The sequence below is a fragment of the Bacillus sp. 16GRE42 genome, from assembly GCF_019837435.1.
Taxonomy (GTDB): domain Bacteria; phylum Bacillota; class Bacilli; order Bacillales; family Bacillaceae_G; genus Bacillus_A; species Bacillus_A wiedmannii.
Genome location: NZ_JADAXF010000003.1, coordinates 504,638 through 524,056 on the forward strand (window position 1 = coordinate 504,638; position 19,419 = coordinate 524,056).

18 protein-coding genes and 1 pseudogene are annotated in these 19,419 nt (G+C 33.8%); 16 read left to right on the forward strand and 3 right to left on the reverse strand.

Annotated features, from left to right (window positions below):
* Positions 1 to 104 precede the first annotated feature (104 nt).
* The 6 genes and pseudogenes from ILS93_RS19040 to ILS93_RS19065 all read left to right on the forward strand — a co-directional run bounded on the left by ILS93_RS19040 (position 105) and on the right by ILS93_RS19065 (position 4,686).
* Positions 105 to 815: an ABC transporter ATP-binding protein gene (locus ILS93_RS19040; RefSeq protein WP_000887839.1), complete on the forward strand. Its 711-nt coding sequence runs from the start codon at positions 105 to 107 to the stop codon at positions 813 to 815.
* On the forward strand, positions 808 to 2,007 hold the full coding sequence (locus ILS93_RS19045) for an ABC transporter permease (RefSeq protein ID WP_098103305.1): 1,200 nt from the start codon (positions 808 to 810) through the stop codon (positions 2,005 to 2,007). Before ILS93_RS19040 ends, ILS93_RS19045 begins: the two co-directional genes overlap by 8 nt.
* A gap of 282 nt (positions 2,008 to 2,289) precedes the next feature.
* The gene (locus ILS93_RS19050) at positions 2,290 to 2,877 is read left to right on the forward strand and encodes a YpjP family protein (protein WP_064477370.1); all 588 of its coding nucleotides are present in this window, start codon (positions 2,290 to 2,292) and stop codon (positions 2,875 to 2,877) included.
* 106 nt (positions 2,878 to 2,983) lie between these two features.
* Positions 2,984 to 3,619 carry an HAD family hydrolase gene (locus tag ILS93_RS19055; RefSeq protein ID WP_001174998.1) on the forward strand — a complete coding sequence of 212 codons (636 nt, stop codon included), beginning with the start codon at positions 2,984 to 2,986 and terminating at the stop codon, positions 3,617 to 3,619.
* A gap of 1 nt (position 3,620) precedes the next feature.
* A pseudogene (locus tag ILS93_RS29115) lies at positions 3,621 to 3,730 on the forward strand (aminoglycoside phosphotransferase); the annotation flags it as partial.
* Positions 3,731 to 3,759: 29 nt separating this feature from the next.
* A complete protein-coding gene (locus ILS93_RS19065; protein WP_064477369.1) occupies positions 3,760 to 4,686 on the forward strand; it encodes an aminoglycoside phosphotransferase family protein in 927 nt (308 codons plus the stop codon).
* A gap of 41 nt (positions 4,687 to 4,727) precedes the next feature.
* Here the strand turns inward: ILS93_RS19065 and ILS93_RS19070 are convergent, their stop codons facing one another.
* Together ILS93_RS19070 and ILS93_RS19075 are read right to left on the reverse strand one after the other, a co-directional pair.
* Positions 4,728 to 6,011 (reverse strand): S41 family peptidase, encoded by a 1,284-nt coding sequence (locus tag ILS93_RS19070; protein ID WP_088046796.1) that lies wholly within the window; start codon positions 6,009 to 6,011, stop codon positions 4,728 to 4,730.
* Between the two features lie 129 nt (positions 6,012 to 6,140).
* The gene (locus ILS93_RS19075) at positions 6,141 to 7,598 is read right to left on the reverse strand and encodes a serine hydrolase (RefSeq protein ID WP_222661125.1); all 1,458 of its coding nucleotides are present in this window, start codon (positions 7,596 to 7,598) and stop codon (positions 6,141 to 6,143) included.
* 184 nt (positions 7,599 to 7,782) lie between these two features.
* Between ILS93_RS19075 and ILS93_RS19080 the strand changes: the two genes are divergently transcribed.
* From ILS93_RS19080 to ILS93_RS19105, 6 genes are all read left to right on the forward strand, one after another.
* Positions 7,783 to 10,365 carry an alpha-L-rhamnosidase gene (locus ILS93_RS19080; protein ID WP_098103301.1) on the forward strand — a complete coding sequence of 861 codons (2,583 nt, stop codon included), beginning with the start codon at positions 7,783 to 7,785 and terminating at the stop codon, positions 10,363 to 10,365.
* A 106-nt stretch (positions 10,366 to 10,471) separates the two neighbouring features.
* Positions 10,472 to 11,428 carry a thymidylate synthase gene (locus tag ILS93_RS19085; RefSeq protein ID WP_222655347.1) on the forward strand — a complete coding sequence of 319 codons (957 nt, stop codon included), beginning with the start codon at positions 10,472 to 10,474 and terminating at the stop codon, positions 11,426 to 11,428.
* Positions 11,429 to 11,447: 19 nt separating this feature from the next.
* Positions 11,448 to 11,936: a dihydrofolate reductase gene (locus tag ILS93_RS19090; RefSeq protein WP_000637214.1), complete on the forward strand. Its 489-nt coding sequence runs from the start codon at positions 11,448 to 11,450 to the stop codon at positions 11,934 to 11,936.
* A gap of 154 nt (positions 11,937 to 12,090) precedes the next feature.
* Positions 12,091 to 14,076: a penicillin-binding protein 3 gene (gene pbpC / locus ILS93_RS19095; protein WP_064477366.1), complete on the forward strand. Its 1,986-nt coding sequence runs from the start codon at positions 12,091 to 12,093 to the stop codon at positions 14,074 to 14,076.
* A 242-nt stretch (positions 14,077 to 14,318) separates the two neighbouring features.
* Positions 14,319 to 14,954, forward strand: coding sequence for an FMN-dependent NADH-azoreductase (locus ILS93_RS19100; protein WP_064477365.1), 636 nt, complete (start codon positions 14,319 to 14,321; stop codon positions 14,952 to 14,954).
* Between the two features lie 111 nt (positions 14,955 to 15,065).
* Complete coding sequence (locus ILS93_RS19105) at positions 15,066 to 15,785, forward strand: lysophospholipid acyltransferase family protein (protein WP_222661127.1); 720 nt, start codon at positions 15,066 to 15,068, stop codon at positions 15,783 to 15,785.
* A gap of 40 nt (positions 15,786 to 15,825) precedes the next feature.
* Here the strand turns inward: ILS93_RS19105 and trhA are convergent, their stop codons facing one another.
* Positions 15,826 to 16,482 carry a PAQR family membrane homeostasis protein TrhA gene (gene trhA / locus ILS93_RS19110; RefSeq protein WP_064477363.1) on the reverse strand — a complete coding sequence of 219 codons (657 nt, stop codon included), beginning with the start codon at positions 16,480 to 16,482 and terminating at the stop codon, positions 15,826 to 15,828.
* 213 nt (positions 16,483 to 16,695) lie between these two features.
* Between trhA and ILS93_RS19115 the strand changes: the two genes are divergently transcribed.
* The 4 genes from ILS93_RS19115 to ILS93_RS19130 all read left to right on the forward strand — a co-directional run bounded on the left by ILS93_RS19115 (position 16,696) and on the right by ILS93_RS19130 (position 19,242).
* The gene (locus tag ILS93_RS19115; RefSeq protein WP_064477362.1) at positions 16,696 to 16,881 is read left to right on the forward strand and encodes a twin-arginine translocase TatA/TatE family subunit; all 186 of its coding nucleotides are present in this window, start codon (positions 16,696 to 16,698) and stop codon (positions 16,879 to 16,881) included.
* A gap of 42 nt (positions 16,882 to 16,923) precedes the next feature.
* Entirely contained in the window at positions 16,924 to 17,667 is a 744-nt protein-coding gene (gene tatC, locus ILS93_RS19120) for a twin-arginine translocase subunit TatC (protein WP_000390124.1), read from the forward strand.
* Positions 17,668 to 17,995: 328 nt separating this feature from the next.
* The gene (locus ILS93_RS19125; protein ID WP_000629012.1) at positions 17,996 to 18,247 is read left to right on the forward strand and encodes a DUF2535 family protein; all 252 of its coding nucleotides are present in this window, start codon (positions 17,996 to 17,998) and stop codon (positions 18,245 to 18,247) included.
* Positions 18,248 to 18,399: 152 nt separating this feature from the next.
* The gene (locus tag ILS93_RS19130; RefSeq protein WP_033657798.1) at positions 18,400 to 19,242 is read left to right on the forward strand and encodes a DegV family protein; all 843 of its coding nucleotides are present in this window, start codon (positions 18,400 to 18,402) and stop codon (positions 19,240 to 19,242) included.
* Positions 19,243 to 19,419: the final 177 nt, after the last annotated feature.

Here is a 19,419-nt window from a genome sequence, read left to right on the forward strand (position 1 = left end):
AGTATGTATTCCTGCTATGAAAATAAATATTTTATAATGATATATAGATAGTTATATGTTATTCTTTTCCTTGATTTTATTGGAAATGGAAAGAAGGGGAATGTATGTTAGACGTGAATATTCGCTCTGCCGGATATGATATAGGGGAAAAGACAATTCATGATATTGCCTTTTCAATTGAAAAAGGTGAATTAGTTGCACTTATTGGTGCGAATGGTGCTGGGAAGAGTACGACGATTAAAACGATGCTCGGTTTACTTGTAAATATGAATGGTGAAATATCATTTGGTGAAAAGAAAAATCCTTATGCATACGTGCCGGAACACCCGACATATTATGATTATTTGACGCTTTGGGAACATATCGAACTATTAATGGATGCTCGCGAGAACGAAGTAGGAAGCTGGGAAAGAAAAGCAGAAGAGTTATTACATATGTTTCGAATGGATAAACATAAACATGAGTATTTATCAAAGTTTTCAAAAGGTATGAAACAAAAATCGATGCTCATTTTGGCATTTTTAACTGAACCAGATTTTTATATCATTGATGAACCTTTTATCGGTTTAGATCCAGTAGCTACGAAAGAGTTTTTAAGTTATTTATATAAAGAAAAAGAACGTGGCGCAGGTATTTTACTTTGTACGCACGTATTAGACACAGCTGAAAGAATTTGTGAGAGATTTTTACTCATTTCACAAGGTACATTAGTCGCAGATGGAAATCTAGAATCTATCCAAGCGTTAGCAGAAATGCCAGGGAGTTCATTATTAGACTGCTTTGATGTAATAGTAAGGCGTGAACAGCATGATTAAACAACAATTTTATAAAAGATTGCGCCATGAACTGGGGCGTAAATGGAAGTCCATACGTTCTATAACGGATTGGACGGTTGCACTATATATTATTATTCCTGCACTTATATTTATAGGGATTTATTATCGTTCACTATGGATGGAAGAATTATCGATGGGAGAGACAGTTTATTTCGGATTAGGTTTACTCGCATTTTATGTGATTACATATTCTAGAGGAGTTCGCTCATTTTTTGAACAAGCGGATAGTTTATTTTTAATTTCTTATCCCGCTCACATGCAAAAGTTAATCCAGTATGGCATGACATATACGTTAATTCGAATAGCGATAACGAATGTAGTGGTAGTAGTTGCTATGTTACCAGTGTTGATGAAAAGTATTGGAGTGGCGCAGGTACAAATCATATTATTTTGGCTATTTTTTACTGCATTTCGATTTATGTTGTCGTTGTTAACGAGATTTATTCATATACGTGTGGGGAAACGATGGCTACTATGGATTGTAAAAAATGTGATATTTTCTATAAGTCTATCCTTTTTTGGATTGAGTCTGTTTCTTATTTATAAAAATTCCTTTTATTCTATACTATGTATCGGTCTAGCAGTTTTATTAATTATCGTATTGATAAAAGAAAAACTAAATTATAAAAATTGCTTTTTTAAAGAAGTTGAGAAAGAGAAAGAAGAAAGTATGCGCTGGACGAGTGGGATTATGCAAGTTGGTGGTCATGCGGCTAAACCGAGTAGTTCGAATAAAAAGCCGTGGATGTTTCCATGTTCTAAAAAGTTTTTAGGGAAGAAAAAAGATTCTCGTATTGTTGAATCCTTTTTAAAAGAATTTTTCCGTACAAGTAGTGCACGAATATTTTATATTCAAATTGTATGTATAAGTACTGTAAGTATTATCATGAGTCCGAGGTGGATTGTAGCTATTATTCTTGTATTTTCTTTAGTTGCAATTTCTCGTTATGCGCGCGATTATTGGAATGAATTTACGAAAAAAATGTTTCTTCATTTATATTGTGATGAAGGAAAATTACTACTGTTAAGATGGAAGGCAGATCGCTATTTATTACTTCCAGTACTGCTTTTGTATGGAATAGTTATACTTTCTCATTTTTATTTATTACCTGCTGTAATTGCCGGGATTATTTTTATAGTATGGATTGGTTGGATTGTATTTTTACCATAGAAAAAGAGCCGGAAAATGGCTCTTTTTTTAATCTGTTACACATTGATAAAGGAAATATACTAAAACGAGTATGCTTGCGGCGGAATACATGACATCTAAAGTCATCTGATTGCCTCCTCATTGTTGTTGTACTTATATTGTATGAAATCTTACAATTTCATATTCAAGTGAAAAATATGTGAACGTTAACAAAATTGTAAAGTGCAAAAATTACAATCATTTTGTATAATAGAAGAAACAACCGTTATATAAAATATAATGAGTGAAAGGGAGGGAACATAAATGCCAAATTGGTTTAGAAAAACCTTAGTCGCATTAATTACCGTATTTACATTTGGTTTAGTGACGCCTCCTTCCATATTGCTTGATAATGCCAAAGCTGCGGACAAGCCTACGAGTACAGCTGGGCAACAAAATTTGGAGAGTACGTCCTATACATATGAAGAAACGAATGACAGGTTAACCACCGATACTTTTATTACTTATGCAATGCTAGAAGCAGAGAAGCAGTCGATGCAAAAGTTTGGCACTAAAATTGGTCCAGTAATTGAAGATGAGTTTAAAGATGTAATATTACCGAAAATTGAAGAGGCAATTGCTCAGCTTGCCAATGATGTACCAGAAGATTCGCTGCAATCATTAGCGATTTCTCAAAGGCCAGCTGGCGGAAATAATGAAAAGATTTTTCATGTGTATGACACGAAATCAGGAAATGACTTATTGCGATTTCATGTAAGAAGAGATCATCCACCGCAAGATGGTTACTATTTTAATTTCCACTATCATCGATTTGATGATGGGTACTCAGGACACCATGAGTTAGGAAATATTTATTGGAATACGAATGTACCGCCAAAATGGCTTTCTTAAAAAGAACAAGAGAAAATCTTGTTCTTTTTTATGCTTATAGAAGGGTAAGACAACTATATTGTTGAATAAAATAGGTTTAGGAAAAAAGAAGTAAGGGAGTATGGGAATGCAAAAATATATTGTTTTTGACTTTGATGGCACATTAGTAGATTCACAAAATATATTTGTACCAATTTATAACCAGCTTGCTGAAAAGCATGGATATAAAACCGTAAGGGAAGAAGAAATTGAGTATTTACGTAAATTAACGATGCCGGAGAGATGTAAACAACTCGATGTACCACTGTATAAACTACCGATATTAGCATTAGAGTTTTATAAATTGTATCAACCTGCTATAAAAGATCTCATTTTGTTCCATGGGATGAAGGATGTATTAGATGAACTACATAAGAAAGGCTACGGAATTGCAGTCATATCATCGAACTCAGAAGAGCATATTCGAGCATTTTTACACAATAATGATATAGAAAATATTCAAGAAGTGTATTGTTCAAAAAATTTGTTCGGAAAAGATAAAATGATAAAACGGTTTTTAAAATCCAAAAAGATAACAGAGAAAGATATGTTATATGTTGGTGACGAACAGCGAGACGTAGCAGCATGTAAAAAGGCTGGGGTAAATGTAATTTGGGTATCTTGGGGATATGATGTCATTGAAACAGTGAAAAAAGATGCACCAGATTATATGGTCAATACACCGATGGAAATTGTACAAGTAGTACAAGGGGCGTATTCTTAATATGAATACACTTCGAGCAGGTATTCATCATATTGAATTTTGGGTAGCAAATTAGAGGAGCCCATTTCTTTTTACGATCCGAATGGTTTTATAATAGAAGTAGCGTATACACCAAATGTAGAAATGTAAGGGGAATATATATGAAGACAATTACAGCATGGCAAAACAATATACAAATAGTAAAGGATGCAGTTAATATTGAAGAAATCTCCAAAGGTTTCTCACCAGATAAGAAATATATAATTACGTGTGCGAATAACGAAAAATATTTATTGCGGACAGGCGATATGAAAGAGTATGAAAGAAAGAAAATAGAGTTTCAAATTTTAAATGAAATGCAAAACCGTAGTGTGCAAGCACAAAAACCAATTGAAATGGGTTTGTTGGCAGAAAAAGGTTTATGCTATGGCATTTTTTCATATTTAGAAGGGGAAGATGCGAAGAAGCTATTGCCTACGTATTCACCAAAAGAACAATATGAAATTGGTATAGAGGCAGGAAAAGATTTAGCAAAAATGCATACATATGAAGCTCCTAAGGATATCCTTCCATGGTATGAAAGAGCAATGAAAAAACATCGAAAATATGTAGAGGCATATAAAACATGTGGAATAAGAATAAAAAAAGATGATAAAATCATTAAGTTTATAGATGAAAATGAAATATATTTACAAAACCGCCCAAATCGATTTCAACACGATGATTTTCATTTAGAAAATATAATTGTACGTGATGCGAAATATGTAGGTGTTGTTGATTTTAATGGCTACGATTGGGGCGACCCACTTCATGATTTCGTAAAAATTGCACTATTTGCAAGGGACATTAGTATTCCGTATTCAATCGGACAAATAGAAGGATACTTTAACGGGAGAATACCAGAGGAGTTTTGGAAATTATATGCGGTTTACGTTGGCATGACGGTTTTCTCTTCAGTTGTCTGGAGTTTACGAGCAGCACCGCACATGTTAGATGATACGTTAGGGCGTCTTACTATAGTTTTAGAAGATCATAAAGACTTTGAGTCATTAAAGCCAATTTGGTTTCAACCAGAAAAATTAATATGAAATAGAAAAGGTAGGTGTGATTCACATCTACCTTTATTTTTTTACCATTCTTCGTTTTGAAGCAGTTGTAATGCTAATTTTAAATCAACATCTTCTTGTAGATGTTCCGGAGTCCACGGGATATGTATATGCGGCTGTATACCAATTCCGGACATTCCTTCGCCTTTATCTATAATAGAGAGCCGTGAAGTAGGGTAGTAAAGTGCAAATGTATCAGCCCATTCCATTACCGCTAAATTAGAATAATCATTTAAACCAGCAGTAGGACGACCAATTACTTTTACTTTCAATGATTTTTTTGCTACTTCTACAAAAGAATCACCAGAACTTCCACATGTAACATCTGTTAATATAACTACTCTACAAGGTGATTTTCGTCCGTGTATTTTTAATGATTGAAGTTCTTTTGGTAACTCAGAAGTATCAAATGTAACGAATCCTTTTTTATAATTCTTTTTTAAATTTTGAATAAATATATCTGTGAATATTTTGGAAAGTTCGTCTAAAGAATCATAATCTTCCATTTCGATGTCTTTCATGCGTAAATGAAAGTTTCGTTCTGTATGATTTAATTGCATTGTATCTGAAGAATCTAAAAGGGAAATCTCTTTGTCTTCGAATAAGTAAGGAAGTAATTTAAAAAATGCATCATCACTCCCGCCACGATTCAATCGCACATCTATTATTAAGTTCGGAAAAGTATTAAGCTCATCTTTATGTAAGTCTAATAATTTATTAATAGCATCAGTATTTGCGAAATCCGTCAAAGTAATTAAGAGTGTATCTTTATTCTGCTGTTTAAATGAATAAATAGGCGTATATTCGCTTTGTTTATACTTTTGTAAAGTAATGGTTTCGGTTACGCCATTTTCATCTATAAGTGTACAATTTGATGATTTTAATAAAACATAATCCCATTTTTCACGTTCATATGTATTCTCATTTAAATACTTCTTATATTTTATTAATAACTCTGGAATTTTCATATTATCTAATGCTAGAATAGTCTGTCCTTTTTTCACTCTTATTTCTTGTGAATTGGATGTAATATATAGGCGGTCTTCGTATCTTTTCACCTGGAAGCCAACACTGTTAAGAGGTTGATTTTTAGAGTGCATTTTGAAAAACATATGATTATCTTTAAAGTCTAGTAAGTAATCACGTACAATTTCAGTAAATTGTACTGGTGTTAGTTCTCCTTGTCTCTCTAGTTTTTCAACTGTCTGTAAATAAGTAGCAGGATCGTCCCATCCTTCCTTATCTATACAACCTGAATAATCGTGATGAGTAATCGAAACAATTTCTTTGGAAATTTCTGTGTACACAGCTTTTCCTCCTGGTAATTTAATTAGTTGAATAATAGAATTCTGTATCCTTTACGTATTATCCTTTTTTTTGGATGGATAATTTAAAGGGAAATAGAGGGAAGTGTTATCTTCCCTCTATTAAAATATTTATTTAATTTTCTTAAATGCAAGCGGCTGCGTGCTTAACATAGTTGGTACATGTAACTGAAGGGATGGGAATTCACCACTAACACTCATTTCATAAGCCAATAATAAACTCATTTTCATTTGGAATAAGTCAACTTTTGCAGAGAAGATGTCGTAATGATGATGCGCTAATTGAATGTCCATCTCCATAAATTTTACAAATAACGACTCATCTCGTTTGTATACTTGTAATGTTCCATATGCAGGATGCTCGAAAGTACCGGTATAATCTTCTAACTTGTGAGAAGGTGTAGTCCCTTTAATTTGTTCAGGAATGGATTCAGTTGCTTCTTTCATCATTTCCTTCATTTTTTCAGTATCTTCTACAGCACGTTTATGCCAATCAATGGATTCTAATTCAAGTAGTTCGTCATAAATTTGATTAGCGAGATAAGTAGGTAGTAATGTACCTCCAGCATTCGTTAAAATGACAAGGCCTATGTTTTCTGTTGGTATGAATGAAACAAGCGCTGAAAATCCATCAATATTACCACCATGATGAATCACCTTATTACCACGATAAGCGCTAATAAACCAACCAAGGCCGTAACTATTTAATGGAGATTCAGGTAGTGATAAAACCGGTTGATCTGGAATTGAATTGTGCGGTGTATACATTTGTTGTAATAATTCAGGAGAAATTAATTCATGCTCTCCAAATTTCCCTTGTTTTAAGTGAAGAAGGACCCAATTGGCCATATCTTCAATTGTAGAATTAATACAACCAGCAGCGCCAACCGTATCAATATTGCGGAATGGAACTTCTTTTATTTCACCTTCATTTTCAATGTAAGGTAAAGCATAATCATCTGTAGTTTGTGAATCTGTAACAGAGAAATTTGTATGTCTCATATTTAAAGGTTCTAAAATATGTTCTGTAGCGTATTGCTCCCACGTTTGATTTGTAATGTTTTCAACAATGTAGCTAATTGTTGCATACATTAAGTTGTTATAAAGAAATGCTGTGCGGAACGGTGCATCAAGTTGTAAATGTTTTATTTTTTCAACGAGATCTTTTCGAGATAAGGAAGAGCTGTACCAAAGAGCCTCATGACGGCTTACACCAGTTCGATGAGAAGCTAAATCTCGTCCGGTAACTTGTGAGCTAGCAAGTAGTTCAGATAAAGAGAAGTTAGGTATATAAGACTGGACAGGAGTATCCCAATTAAACTTATTTTGTTGTGCTAACAAGCTTAATGAAAGTGTACCAAAAGCTTTCGTTGAGGAACCGATTGCGAACCGAGTATTCGGTGTAACAGTGTCTTTTGTCCCTAAATTTCGATAGCCAAATCCTTCTGAAATAATAACTTCACCGTCTTTTATAACAGCTACAGCAGCTCCAGGAACATTTAAATCCTTCATCATTTTTTCAACCGTTGTTTGTAAAGAAGTCATAACAGGAGTTTCAATTTTAGACATACTTCTAACCTCCAAATATAAATTTTGTTCTACCGCACTATACTTTCGGTAATAGAAAATGAAAACCTTTATAAATTTGGAAAGTTAATAATTTTGTAAGAATGAATGAAATTATTATTTGTTTAGAATTTTATTTTTATTATAATTAATTTAAATTAAGATATAGAAAAGATGGTGAAGAAGTGTGCTAACAATAAAGAGAGTACTTTGCGATAATAAAAAAAATCCGATAGGTATAGATTCAAAAGTTGTTAAAATGAGTTGGCTGCTTGAGTCGAGTAACCGAAATGTAAAACAACTTGCTTATCAATTGCAGGTTGCGAAGGATAGAGATTTTGAAATTATAATGTTTGATTCGCGAAAAGTAGAAACAGATCAAAGTTTACATATACCAATCAATTCATTTTCATACAGAGCGGAAACGCGTTATTTTTACCGGGTAAAGGTATGGGATAATTACGGAGAAGAATCATCTTGGTCAGAAGTAGCATTTTGGGAGACTGGATTACAAGGGCAAGATAACTGGAGCGGGAACTGGATTGCTGCGAAAAAAGAACGAACGCAAGTTATGTCTTTTAATAAATTTTTTTCTATTACAAAAGTAGTTAAAAAAGCGCGTTTATATATCACAAGTTTAGGATTATACGAGGCTTCTATAAATGGAGAGCGCATTGGAGATTGTTATTTTACCCCTGGATGGACAAGTTATGATAAGAGAGTACTGTATCAAACGTATGATATAACGCATTTATTAAAGGTTGAGCAGAATACTATTTCGGTTCTGGTAGGTAATGGCTGGTATAAGGGACCACTTACCATGCATCATGTACGTAATTATTACGGGAGAAGACGAGCAATAATTGCTCAATTACATATAACGTATGAAGATGGAACGAAAGAAAAAATTGTAACGGATGAAACATGGAAAGTAACTCCAAGCCCTATTTTGTATTCGGAAATTTATGAAGGTGAGGTTTATGACGCTAGGCTAGAAGAAAGTGGGCAAGAGCTAGAAGGTGTTGAAGTAACTGAGCATTCTAAACAAATAATTGTTGCACAAGAAAATGAATCAATTCGTAAAATGAAAATTATAAAACCGATTTCTATTTCAAAACTACCGAATCACGAATGGCTCATTGATATGGGGCAAAATATGGTAGGGTGGGTTCGATTTATAGTCCGTCATGTTTATATTGGGCAAAAGATAGAATTGCATCATGCTGAAATATTAAATAAAGATGGTAGTTTTTATACTGGAAATCTCCGAAAGGCAAAACAAAAAATAGTGTATATAGCAAAAGGAGAAGAAGAGGAAACGTTTGAACCACATTTTACATATCAAGGCTTTAGGTATGTGAAAATAAGTGGATTAACCCAGCCACCTCAAATAACAGATTTTGAAGGGATTGTATTACATACGGATATGGAAAAAGCGACTGAATTTGAAACGTCTAATCCATTAATCAATCAACTTCATCATAATGTGGAATGGTCTCAAAGAGGGAACTTTTTTGATGTGCCAACAGATTGTCCGCAGCGAGATGATCGACTTGGATGGACCGGAGATGCACAAATGTTCATTGGGACAGCTACGCAAATTATGAATGTACAATTGTTCTTTAAAAAGTGGCTCCAAGATTTATCATTAGATCAAAATGTTAATGGAGCTGTGCCTTTAGTTATTCCAGATGCTTTTGGGAAAAGAGCGGATTTTGATTTACATACTTCTGGTGGTTGGGGCGATGCAGCAATTATATGCCCGTGGGTTCATTATTTACATTACGGAGATGTATCGATTTTAAAAGAACAATATAACAGTATGAAGAAGTATATAGATTACATACGTTCACAAGGTGAGAACGAGTATTTATGGGATACAGGCTATCATTTAGGAGATTGGCTTGCATTAGATACGAAACCAGATGTATATGAAGGCGGAACAGACAAGCATTTTATTGCGACAGCTTATTATGCGTATTCTACATCGCTTTTACGAAGAATTGCTGAGATTTTAGATGAAACTACAGATGCTAAGTTTTATGCAGAGTTACATGGAAATATTGTTCAAGCGTTTCAAAATGAATTCGTTACACCGAATGGAAGGTTAATTTCAAATACCCAAACAGCCCACATATTAGTACTTCTTTTTGAACTAGTGAAAGATGATGTGAAGGAGAAAGTATTTAATCGCTTAATTGAGCTATTAAAAGAAAATAAAAATCATTTAACAACAGGTTTTTTAGGAACACCGTATTTGAATTTAATATTAAGCAAGTTTAACAGGCATGACCTTGCTTGTAAGCTTCTATTTTATGAAGATTATCCATCATGGTTATACCAAGTGAAAAAAGGTGCCACAACGATTTGGGAACATTGGGATGGCGTGAAAGAGGATGGAACACTTTGGAATGATAGTATGAATTCTTATAATCATTACGCATATGGCTCTATCGTTGAATGGATATACCGATATATTATTGGATTAGAAATGGATGAGACAAAACCTGCATATAAACATTTTTATGTACAACCACATTTTGATTCGAATTTAGAATGGATTAGAGTAAAACGTGAGACAGCTTATGGAGAAATTAAGATTGAGTGGCGTGTAGAAAATGAACAAGCCTTTCTCAAGATTTCTGTACCACCAAATACAAGCACTACATTGCGGATAGACGAAACGAATTGGAAAGCAGAACATAACATTGAAAAGGATTTAGGATCAGGCGATTATAAATTTACCTTTTGTAAAAATATAAAGGGGTAGAATTCTGTTAATATAGAAATATTTTTTATTGATTAGGATGATTAAATTTACTATTTTTCATGTTATGATAAATTTCATACACGATTGAAAGAAGGTTTTACTACATATGAAACATGCTGAAAATGAATACTTAAATTTATGCCGCCATGTAATGGAGCATGGTACGAAGAAAGAAGATCGTACAGGGACAGGCACTGTATCTGTATTTGGATATCAAATGCGTTTTGATCTAAGTAAAGGTTTTCCTTTATTAACGACAAAGAGAGTGCCGTTTCGCCTTGTAGCAAGTGAACTGCTTTGGTTTATGAAAGGTGATACAAATATTCGTTATTTATTGCAGCATAATAATAATATTTGGAATGAATGGGCATTTAAGAGCTGGGTAGAAAGCGATGAGTATACTGGTCCTGATATGACTGATTTCGGTCTTCGCTCACAACAAGATGAGGAATTTAAAGTGCAGTACGATGAGCAAATGGAATTGTTTAAAAAGAAAGTTTTAGAAGATGATGATTTCTCAAATAAATATGGTTATTTAGGAGACGTATACGGTAAGCAGTGGCGTGCTTGGAAAACGACAGCTGGTGAGACACTTGATCAATTAAAAGATGTAATTGAAATGATTAAAAAAACGCCAGACTCACGTCGCCTAATTGTTTCTGCTTGGAATCCTGAAGATGTACCAAGTATGGCATTACCGCCTTGTCATACGCTATTCCAATTTTATGTAGCGGATGGCAAACTTTCTTGTCAGCTATATCAAAGAAGTGGAGATATATTCCTTGGAATTCCATTTAACATTGCAAGTTACTCATTACTAACACATTTAATCGCACATGAATGTGGTCTTGAAGTGGGAGAATTTGTTCATACAATTGGAGATGCACACATTTATACGAATCATTTTGAACAAGTAGAAAAGCAATTGGCACGTAAACCACGTCCATTCCCGGAACTTACATTAAATCCAGATGTGAAATCTGTGTTTGATTTTGAAATGGAAGATTTAACGATTGAAGGATATGATCCACACCCAGCAATTAAAGCACCGGTTGCAGTATAATTGTAGAGGAGATGAAAAAATGATTGTTTCATTTATGGTCGCAATGGACGAGAATAGAGTAATTGGCAAAGATAATAATTTACCTTGGCGTTTACCGAGTGAATTACAGTATGTAAAAAAAACAACGATGGGCCATTCACTTATTATGGGCAGAAAGAACTACGAAGCGATTGGTAGACCACTGCCTGGAAGACGTAATATTATTGTAACTCGTAATGAAGGGTATCATGTTGAAGGTTGTGAAGTAGCACATTCTGTAGAAGAAGTGTTTGAACTATGCAAAAATGAAGAGGAAATCTTTATTTTCGGCGGAGCACAAATTTATGATCTCTTTTTACCTTACGTAGACAAGTTATATATAACAAAAATCCATCATGCATTTGAAGGAGATACATTCTTCCCAGAAATGGATATGACAAATTGGAAAGAAGTTTTTGTTGAAAAAGGTTTAACGGATGAAAAGAATCCGTATACGTACTATTATCATGTATATGAGAAGCAACAATAATAATAAGGATTGATGTGAAATTCACATCAATCTTTTTATTTGTATTCGTTAATATAAGTTTATAGATGATATTCAATAGTGCTATAATGAAATCTAGCATGTAAAAATGCTGAAATTTTCAAAAGTATTCATATAGAAAGAGGAGGAGAATCGATTGAGAAAGATATGGGGGATTCTTTTTCTTTGCTTAACGTTCATGTTAGTTGGATGTGGTAAAGAAGAAAAACCACAAGAAGCGTTTGATACATATACAAAAGCATGGAATAAACAAAAATTTGCAGAAATGTATGATCAATTATCCGAAAAGGCAAAAAAAGATATTTCAAAGAAAGAGTTCACTGAGAAATATGAAAAAATTTATTCTGGCATTGAAGTGAAAAACTTAAAAGTAGAAGTAGGAGAACTAAAAGAAGATAAAAAAGATGAAGGTCCTGTTCCTTTTAAAGTAAGTATGGATACAGTTGGTGGTAAAATCACTTTTGGTCATGAAGCAAAAATGGTGAAAGAAAAAGATGGAGATAAAGAATCTTGGAAAATAGATTGGACTCCTGATTTTATATTCCCAGGTATGACAAAAGATAGTAAAGTGCGTATGCAAACAACACAACCAAAACGTGGTGAAATATACGATCGTAATGGAAAAGGTCTTGCGACGAATGGGAAAGCTTCTGAGATTGGAATTGTTCCAGAAAAATTAGATGAAACTGCTCCGCAAACGAAAGAAGCAGTAGCGAAGTTGTTAAATATGTCTGTAGAAGAGATTGATCAAAAACTAGCTGCGAAATGGGTAAAACCAGGGTATCTCGTACCAATTGGAATTTTGCCTGAGGGAGCAACGCAAAATACGTACATCAATTTACCAGGTGTTGCAGCAAAACCTGTAAATGTTCGTACATATCCGTTAGGGGAAGCAGCAGCGCATCTTACTGGTTATATCGGAAAAGTAAATGCTGAAGATTTAAAAACGCTTCAAAAGAAAGGCTATCAAGCCGATGAGCCAGTTGGTAAGGCTGGATTAGAGCAAGTATTGGAAGAACAGCTACGCGGGAAAAAAGGTGGCCGTGTCTTCATGGAAGATGCACAGGGAAAAGAAATTAAAAATTTAGCGAAGACAGATGCTGTTGATGGAGAAAATGTAACTTTAACTATCGATAGTGTTGTTCAAGAAAAAACGTATAATGAAATGAAGGGAGAAGCTGGTTCAAGTGCGGCAATTAATCCGAAAAGTGGAGAAACTATTGCTCTTGTAAGTAGTCCAGCTTATAATCCTAATTTAATTGCACGAGGAACATCAAAAGCACAACGCGAGGCTTGGAATAATGATCCGAAAAAACCGATGACGAATCGATTTACACAATTATCGGTACCAGGTTCTGTATTTAAGCCGATTACAGGTGCAATTGGTCTTGAAACGAAAACAATCGATCCAAAAGAAGAATTGAAAATTGAAGGACTGAAATGGACGAAAGATTCTTCTTGGGGCAATTATTACGTAACACGTGTAAAAGATGCGAATCCGATTGATTTTGATAAGGCAATGAAATACTCGGATAATATTTATTTCGCACAAGAAGCTTTGAAAATTGGAAAAGATAAATTTATGGCTGAGGCGAAAAAATTCGGATTTGATGAGAAATTACCAATTGAATACGGATTCCCAGCTTCTAAAATCGCAAATGATGGAATTAAAAATGATATTCAAATGGCAGACACAGGTTATGGACAAGGGCAAGTATTAATGACGCCACTCCATCTAGCGTTAACGTACGCACCAATTGTTAATGATGGAAACATACCTTCTCCATATATTATTAAAACAGATAAGCAACCAAAAGTTTGGAAAGAGAATGTAATTTCAAAAGGCAATCAGGATATATTAAAGACTGCTATGACGAAAGTAATTAATGATCCAGATGGTACTGGAAAAATTGCTAAAATTGATGGTAAGACGCTTGCTGGAAAAACAGGTACAGCGGAATTGAAAGTATCAAAAGAGGCCGAAGGAAAAGAACTAGGCTGGTTCGCTGCATTTGATTTAAATTCACCAGATATGGTCATTACAATGATGATTGAAGATGTAAAAGGTAGAGGCGGAAGTAATATTCCGGCTGAAAAAGTGAAACATGTGTTTCAAAAATAACATGTAATAAAAGGCTATCTCTATAATTTGTAGAGATAGCCTTTTTGTATGAAAAAATTCTTAATATCTATATACTGAATTTTAAAGAAACAAAATAAATCATTAACTTACGAAAAAAAAGTAGCTATTTTTTATTGACATCACACACGACTTTTTGTATTATACTTACATAAGGTAAGTTATTTACTTTCGAATTATAAATCTCAAATTAAAGATAAAGTGTGTAAAAGGGAGAGAATACAATGACAAAAGTACTATTTATTACAGCAAATCCAAATTCAGCAGAAGGTTCTTTCGGAGTGGCAGTAGGGGAAGCTTTCATCGAAGCTTATAAAAACGAACATCCACAAGACGAAGTTGTAACAATTGATTTATTCAACACTACAGTACCAGCAATCGATGCAGATGTATTCGCTGCTTGGGGTAAATTTGCAGCAGGTGAAGGCTTTGAAACTTTAACTGAAGTTCAACAACAAAAAGTTGCAGCAATGAACACAAACTTAGAAACATTTATGCATGCGGATCGTTATGTATTCGTAACTCCAATGTGGAACTTTAGCTATCCACCAGTAGTAAAAGCATACTTAGATAACTTAGCAATCGCAGGTAAAACATTCAAATATACTGAAAATGGACCAGTTGGCTTATTAGAAGGCAAAAAAGCACTTCACATTCAAGCAACAGGTGGCATTTATTCTGAAGGAGCGTACGCAGCTGTAGACTTCGGCCGCAATCACTTAAAAACAGTATTAGGATTTATCGGTGTAAATGAAACTGAATATATTGCAGTTGAAGGTATGAATGCAAACCCTGAAAAAGCACCAGAAATTAAAGAAGCAGCAATTGCTAATGCTCGTGAATTAGCAAAACGTTTCTAATATAGAATACTTAAAAATGTCCAAGCACTTGTTGTTTGGACATTTTTTCTTCTTTTTCCTTCGTTTGTCTAGTATAATGAAGGTCGGAATGATAATAGGTGGGGGTTCTGTATGATTCAAACGTTTTTTAAAATCTTTTATTTAATTTTAATCGTAATTGCGATTACACCGAGAATGTGGCGTCTGAAAAAACAAGTAAATACGATGTCGCCACAAGAAAAAGATAATGTTGTGTATAAAACGACAAATTGGTTTGGTAAGAAAATGGTACGTGTAGCTGGTGGGGCAGTTGAAGTAAAGGGACTTGAAAATGTTCCTAAAGATAAGCCGGTACTAGTTGTAAGTAATCATCAAAGTAATATGGATATTCCCGTATTATTAGGTTACTTAAATAAGCCAATTGGATTCGTTTCAAAAGCAGAGATTAAGAAGTTTCCAGTTGTACCAACTTGGATGGAACTTATGAATTGTGTATTTATGGTTCGTAATAATCGTCGTCAATCTCTTCAAGCGATTAAAGATGGAATTGAACTATTAAAGAATGGACATTCTATCGTAATTTTCCCAGAAGGGACGAGAAGTAAGGGTGGCGAAATCGGAGAGTTTAAGGCTGGGAGTTTTCACCTTGCAGTAAAATCTGGTGTAGCAATCTTACCTGTAACATTAGATGGGACATATAAAATGTTTGAAGCGAATGGCAACCGTATGAAACCAGCTCATGCAACAGTAACAATTTCTAAGCCGATTACACCTGAAGAGTATGCGAATATGGATATTAAAGAGTTAACGAAACATACACAGGACGTTATCGCATCACAATTACATAAGTAATAAAAAAGGTTTCAGCTTACATTAAGCTGAAACCTTTTTATTACGCTGTAGGTAAGACATAAAAGAGTACGCAGAAGAACATCATCGCACTACCACCTAAAACGAAAAGATGCCAAATGGCATGATTGAAAGGTAATTTTTCCCAAAGGAAGAATATAGCCCCTACAGAATATAAAATTCCGCCTGCTAAAAGTAGTGAAAAACCATGTCCAGTTAGATTTTCATAAAGTGGTTTAATAGCAACGATTATGAGCCATCCCATTATGATATAACATAATGTTGATGCTTTAATAAAGCGACGTACAAAGAAAATTTTGAAGATGATACCCCCGATTGCTAGTGTCCATATAATAGCGAGTAACGTCCAGCCTAATGGTCCACGAAGTGTAATCAGTAAAAAAGGAGTATATGTGCCAGCGATTAATAAATAAATGGCTGAGTGATCTAGTATAGTAAATAATTTTTCTACTTTTGGATGGTGAATGCTATGTAACAATGTAGAAAACAAGTACAGTAAGAACATGCTTACACCATAAACCGTAAATGCAAATACAGCAGATGCAGTACCATGCTTAGAGGCATGAATAATTAATATAATTAAGGCAGGGATGCTTAAAATGGCACCGATACCATGTGTAATTGCATTTGCAATTTCTTCTTTCACAAATTGCGTCATTCGTGTCATTTTTTCAGTCATAATGCAAATCCTTTCTACTATCATAAAATAATATGTCGTTTCCCTTACCATATCATACACAAGGGCAATAGAAAATGAAATTTGTATAATTGATTATATTTTTGAATTTTTTTGACAAAAGGCAATGGATTTGTTGACGTTTTCAAACTTTTTTGACAAAATAAAATTATGCAATAGTAGGACAAGGAATCTACTAATAAAGGGGATGGAGAAATGTTTTCAAATATTGGCTTTCCAGGATTAATTTTAATTTTAGTAGCTGTACTTATTTTGTTTGGGCCGAAAAAATTGCCGGAAATCGGAAAGGCTTTAGGGGAAACGTTAAAAGAATTCAAGAAATCAACGAAAGAATTGACTGATGATGCATTTCAAGACAAGGAAAAGAAAGAAAAAATGTAATGGATTTTCCTCGAAATGGATAAATAAAGTGTGGTGAACGAGATGGAAGATCGGGAAATGAGCGTAGTAGAACATATTGTTGAGCTTCGCAAACGAGTAATATATACAGTGCTATCCTTTGTCCTATTTTTAATTATCGGATTTACTTTTACGAAGGATATTTATTTTTGGCTAGTAAAAGATTTACCAATGAAATTAACAGTTCTCGGTCCAAGTGATGTATTATGGATTTTTTTCTCGATTGCTACAGTATTTGCTATCGTTTGTACAATTCCTTTTGCTGCTATACAAATTTGGTTATTTGTAAAACCGGGTTTACATCCAAATGAACAAAAAATGACAGTAATGTATATACCGGTATTGTCTATATTATTTATTGCAGGTTTATGTTTTGGATATTTCGTTGTAATGCCGTTTTTATTTCATTTTTTAACTACGATAGGTAATGAAATGTTTAATACGATGTTTACGACAGAAAAGTATTTTCATTTTGTACTTAATTTAACAGTTCCATTTGCTGTGATTTTTGAATTACCTGTAGTTGTCATGTTTTTAACGAGTATTGGACTGTTAACGGCGGAATTTCTAATAAAAATAAGAAGGTATGCTTACGTAGCATTGATTATCATTGCATCGTGTATATCACCGCCTGATTTTTTATCTCATAGTTTAGTAGCGGTACCGCTTATTTGTATTTATGAAATTAGTATCGCTTTATCAAAGATTGTTAATAAGCGAAAAAAGAAAAGAGAAGAAGAAATACAGTCGAAAAGTGCCTCGTTATAAAGGCACTTTTTTTATTTATTTGTTATACTTTAGATGTAAACGTATACAATATATAGAAGAAAAAAATTATAGAATCTCCAAAATTTAGACAAACTTTGCGCTTTGCTAAGTTTATACTAAAATTATTAAGCAATATACGGATAACGGGATTCCTGTCTTATCGGATATTTAGGACGGAGGATGAATAGAGTATAAATCTTCTAACCAAAAGGACTACAGGGATTGACTAAGGATACTTTTGTATTCATAGAAGTCTCCACTTTAAACAACGTGTTACAGCGTAAAGTAGAGGAAGTTCAAAAATCCAATGAAAAAGAGGATTGATATTGTGATTACGAAAAGTTTTTATTTCACTCATTCAACAGGGGATTGTATTAAAATATTCGAAATCCCTGTCCTACAGGCACAGCATCCATTATCGTTTCTAATTCAGTCTCGTCTTCAATTATTTATTGCAAAAATTCAAAAACAAAAGCACCCAAGATTTTCGTATTCTTTCCGTGAATATTTGCAAAATTGTTTGAAGTGGAATGATTATTTAAATGTATATAAAACAAATACCCTTGAAAAAAATGCATGATACAGAGTATGGACAGGGTTAGTAAACTCTGTCTTTTTCATTTTAGGTATAAAAATATAATTAATTTGGTGAAATTTGTTCGAAATTGTTGAAAGCACAGGGAATGCTAGTATAATAACAAGGAGAGCGTATTGGAAAGGGAAGAATATAATATGCAAAAAATTAAAATTGTAACAGATTCAACTGCGGATTTAACGCAGGATGTAATCGAAAAGTATGGCATTCATGTGCTACCATTATCAATCTCTGTAAATGGACAAACATATTTAGATCGCGTTGATTTACAACCTGATGAATTTATTGAAGAAATGATTAAATCAGAGGAATTACCAAAAACATCACAACCGGCAATGGGTACATTTGTAGAAATGTATGACAAGTTAGGTGAAGATGGAAGTGAAGTACTTTCCATTCATATGACAAGTGGAATGAGTGGTACTGTGGCAACTGCCAATAGTGCTGCATCAATGACCGACACAAAAGTAACAGTTGTTGATTCTCAATTTATTACACATGCTTTAGCATATCAAGTAATAGAAGCTGCGAAAATGGCAAATGAAGGACGCTCACTAGAAGAAATTTTAAAACGTGTAGATGAAGTGAGAAAGAATACTCGTTTATATGTAGTAGTAGATACATTAGAAAATTTAGTGAAGGGTGGGCGTATCGGTAAAGGAAAAGCGTTTATCGGTTCGCTACTTAATATAAAGCCAATTGCTAGCCTTGAAGATGGTGTTTATAACCCTGTTACGAAAGTGCGTAGCCAAGGTCAAATTGTAAAAACGTTAGCTAAGTTATTTGAGGAAGATACAGCTGGAAAAGTTGTAAAAGCTGTTGCAATTCCACACGCGAAAGCAATTCCTTTAGCTGAAAATGTAAAAGCGGCTGTTGAAAAAGTGAGTGGATTTGCTCAATCAGAAATTTTCTTTACAACGCCTATTATTAGTACTCATACAGGTCCGGGTGCGATCGGATTTATGTATTTAGCAGAGTAATAAAAAAGCTACTTGAAATGAATTTTCAAGTAGCTTTTTTATGTGAATAGAAAGTAAGAAATAAGAAGGGTTATACAGGCACTCCCGCTAATGATATAGCGAGTCTGTAAATATTCATTCATAGAAAACACCCACTGATTAAAGTTTTACTTTATGATTTTCTATAGTATATGTTGG

What these genes read in the sequence shown, in the direction of transcription:
- ILS93_RS19055 (WP_001174998.1), top strand. Translation starts at nt 2,984, where the DNA reads ATGCAAAAATATATTGTTTTTGACTTTGATGGCACATTAGTAGATTCA.
- ILS93_RS19115 (WP_064477362.1), top strand. Translation starts at nt 16,696, where the DNA reads ATGTTTTCAAATATTGGCTTTCCAGGATTAATTTTAATTTTAGTAGCT.
- ILS93_RS19050 (WP_064477370.1), top strand. Translation starts at nt 2,290, where the DNA reads ATGCCAAATTGGTTTAGAAAAACCTTAGTCGCATTAATTACCGTATTT.
- trhA (WP_064477363.1), bottom strand. Translation starts at nt 16,482, where the DNA reads ATGACTGAAAAAATGACACGAATGACGCAATTTGTGAAAGAAGAAATT.
- tatC (WP_000390124.1), top strand. Translation starts at nt 16,924, where the DNA reads ATGGAAGATCGGGAAATGAGCGTAGTAGAACATATTGTTGAGCTTCGC.
- ILS93_RS19075 (WP_222661125.1), bottom strand. Translation starts at nt 7,598, where the DNA reads ATGTCTAAAATTGAAACTCCTGTTATGACTTCTTTACAAACAACGGTT.
- ILS93_RS19105 (WP_222661127.1), top strand. Translation starts at nt 15,066, where the DNA reads ATGATTCAAACGTTTTTTAAAATCTTTTATTTAATTTTAATCGTAATT.
- ILS93_RS19090 (WP_000637214.1), top strand. Translation starts at nt 11,448, where the DNA reads ATGATTGTTTCATTTATGGTCGCAATGGACGAGAATAGAGTAATTGGC.
- ILS93_RS19045 (WP_098103305.1), top strand. Translation starts at nt 808, where the DNA reads ATGATTAAACAACAATTTTATAAAAGATTGCGCCATGAACTGGGGCGT.
- ILS93_RS19040 (WP_000887839.1), top strand. Translation starts at nt 105, where the DNA reads ATGTTAGACGTGAATATTCGCTCTGCCGGATATGATATAGGGGAAAAG.
- ILS93_RS19130 (WP_033657798.1), top strand. Translation starts at nt 18,400, where the DNA reads ATGCAAAAAATTAAAATTGTAACAGATTCAACTGCGGATTTAACGCAG.
- ILS93_RS19100 (WP_064477365.1), top strand. Translation starts at nt 14,319, where the DNA reads ATGACAAAAGTACTATTTATTACAGCAAATCCAAATTCAGCAGAAGGT.
- ILS93_RS19065 (WP_064477369.1), top strand. Translation starts at nt 3,760, where the DNA reads ATGAAGACAATTACAGCATGGCAAAACAATATACAAATAGTAAAGGAT.
- ILS93_RS19085 (WP_222655347.1), top strand. Translation starts at nt 10,472, where the DNA reads ATGAAACATGCTGAAAATGAATACTTAAATTTATGCCGCCATGTAATG.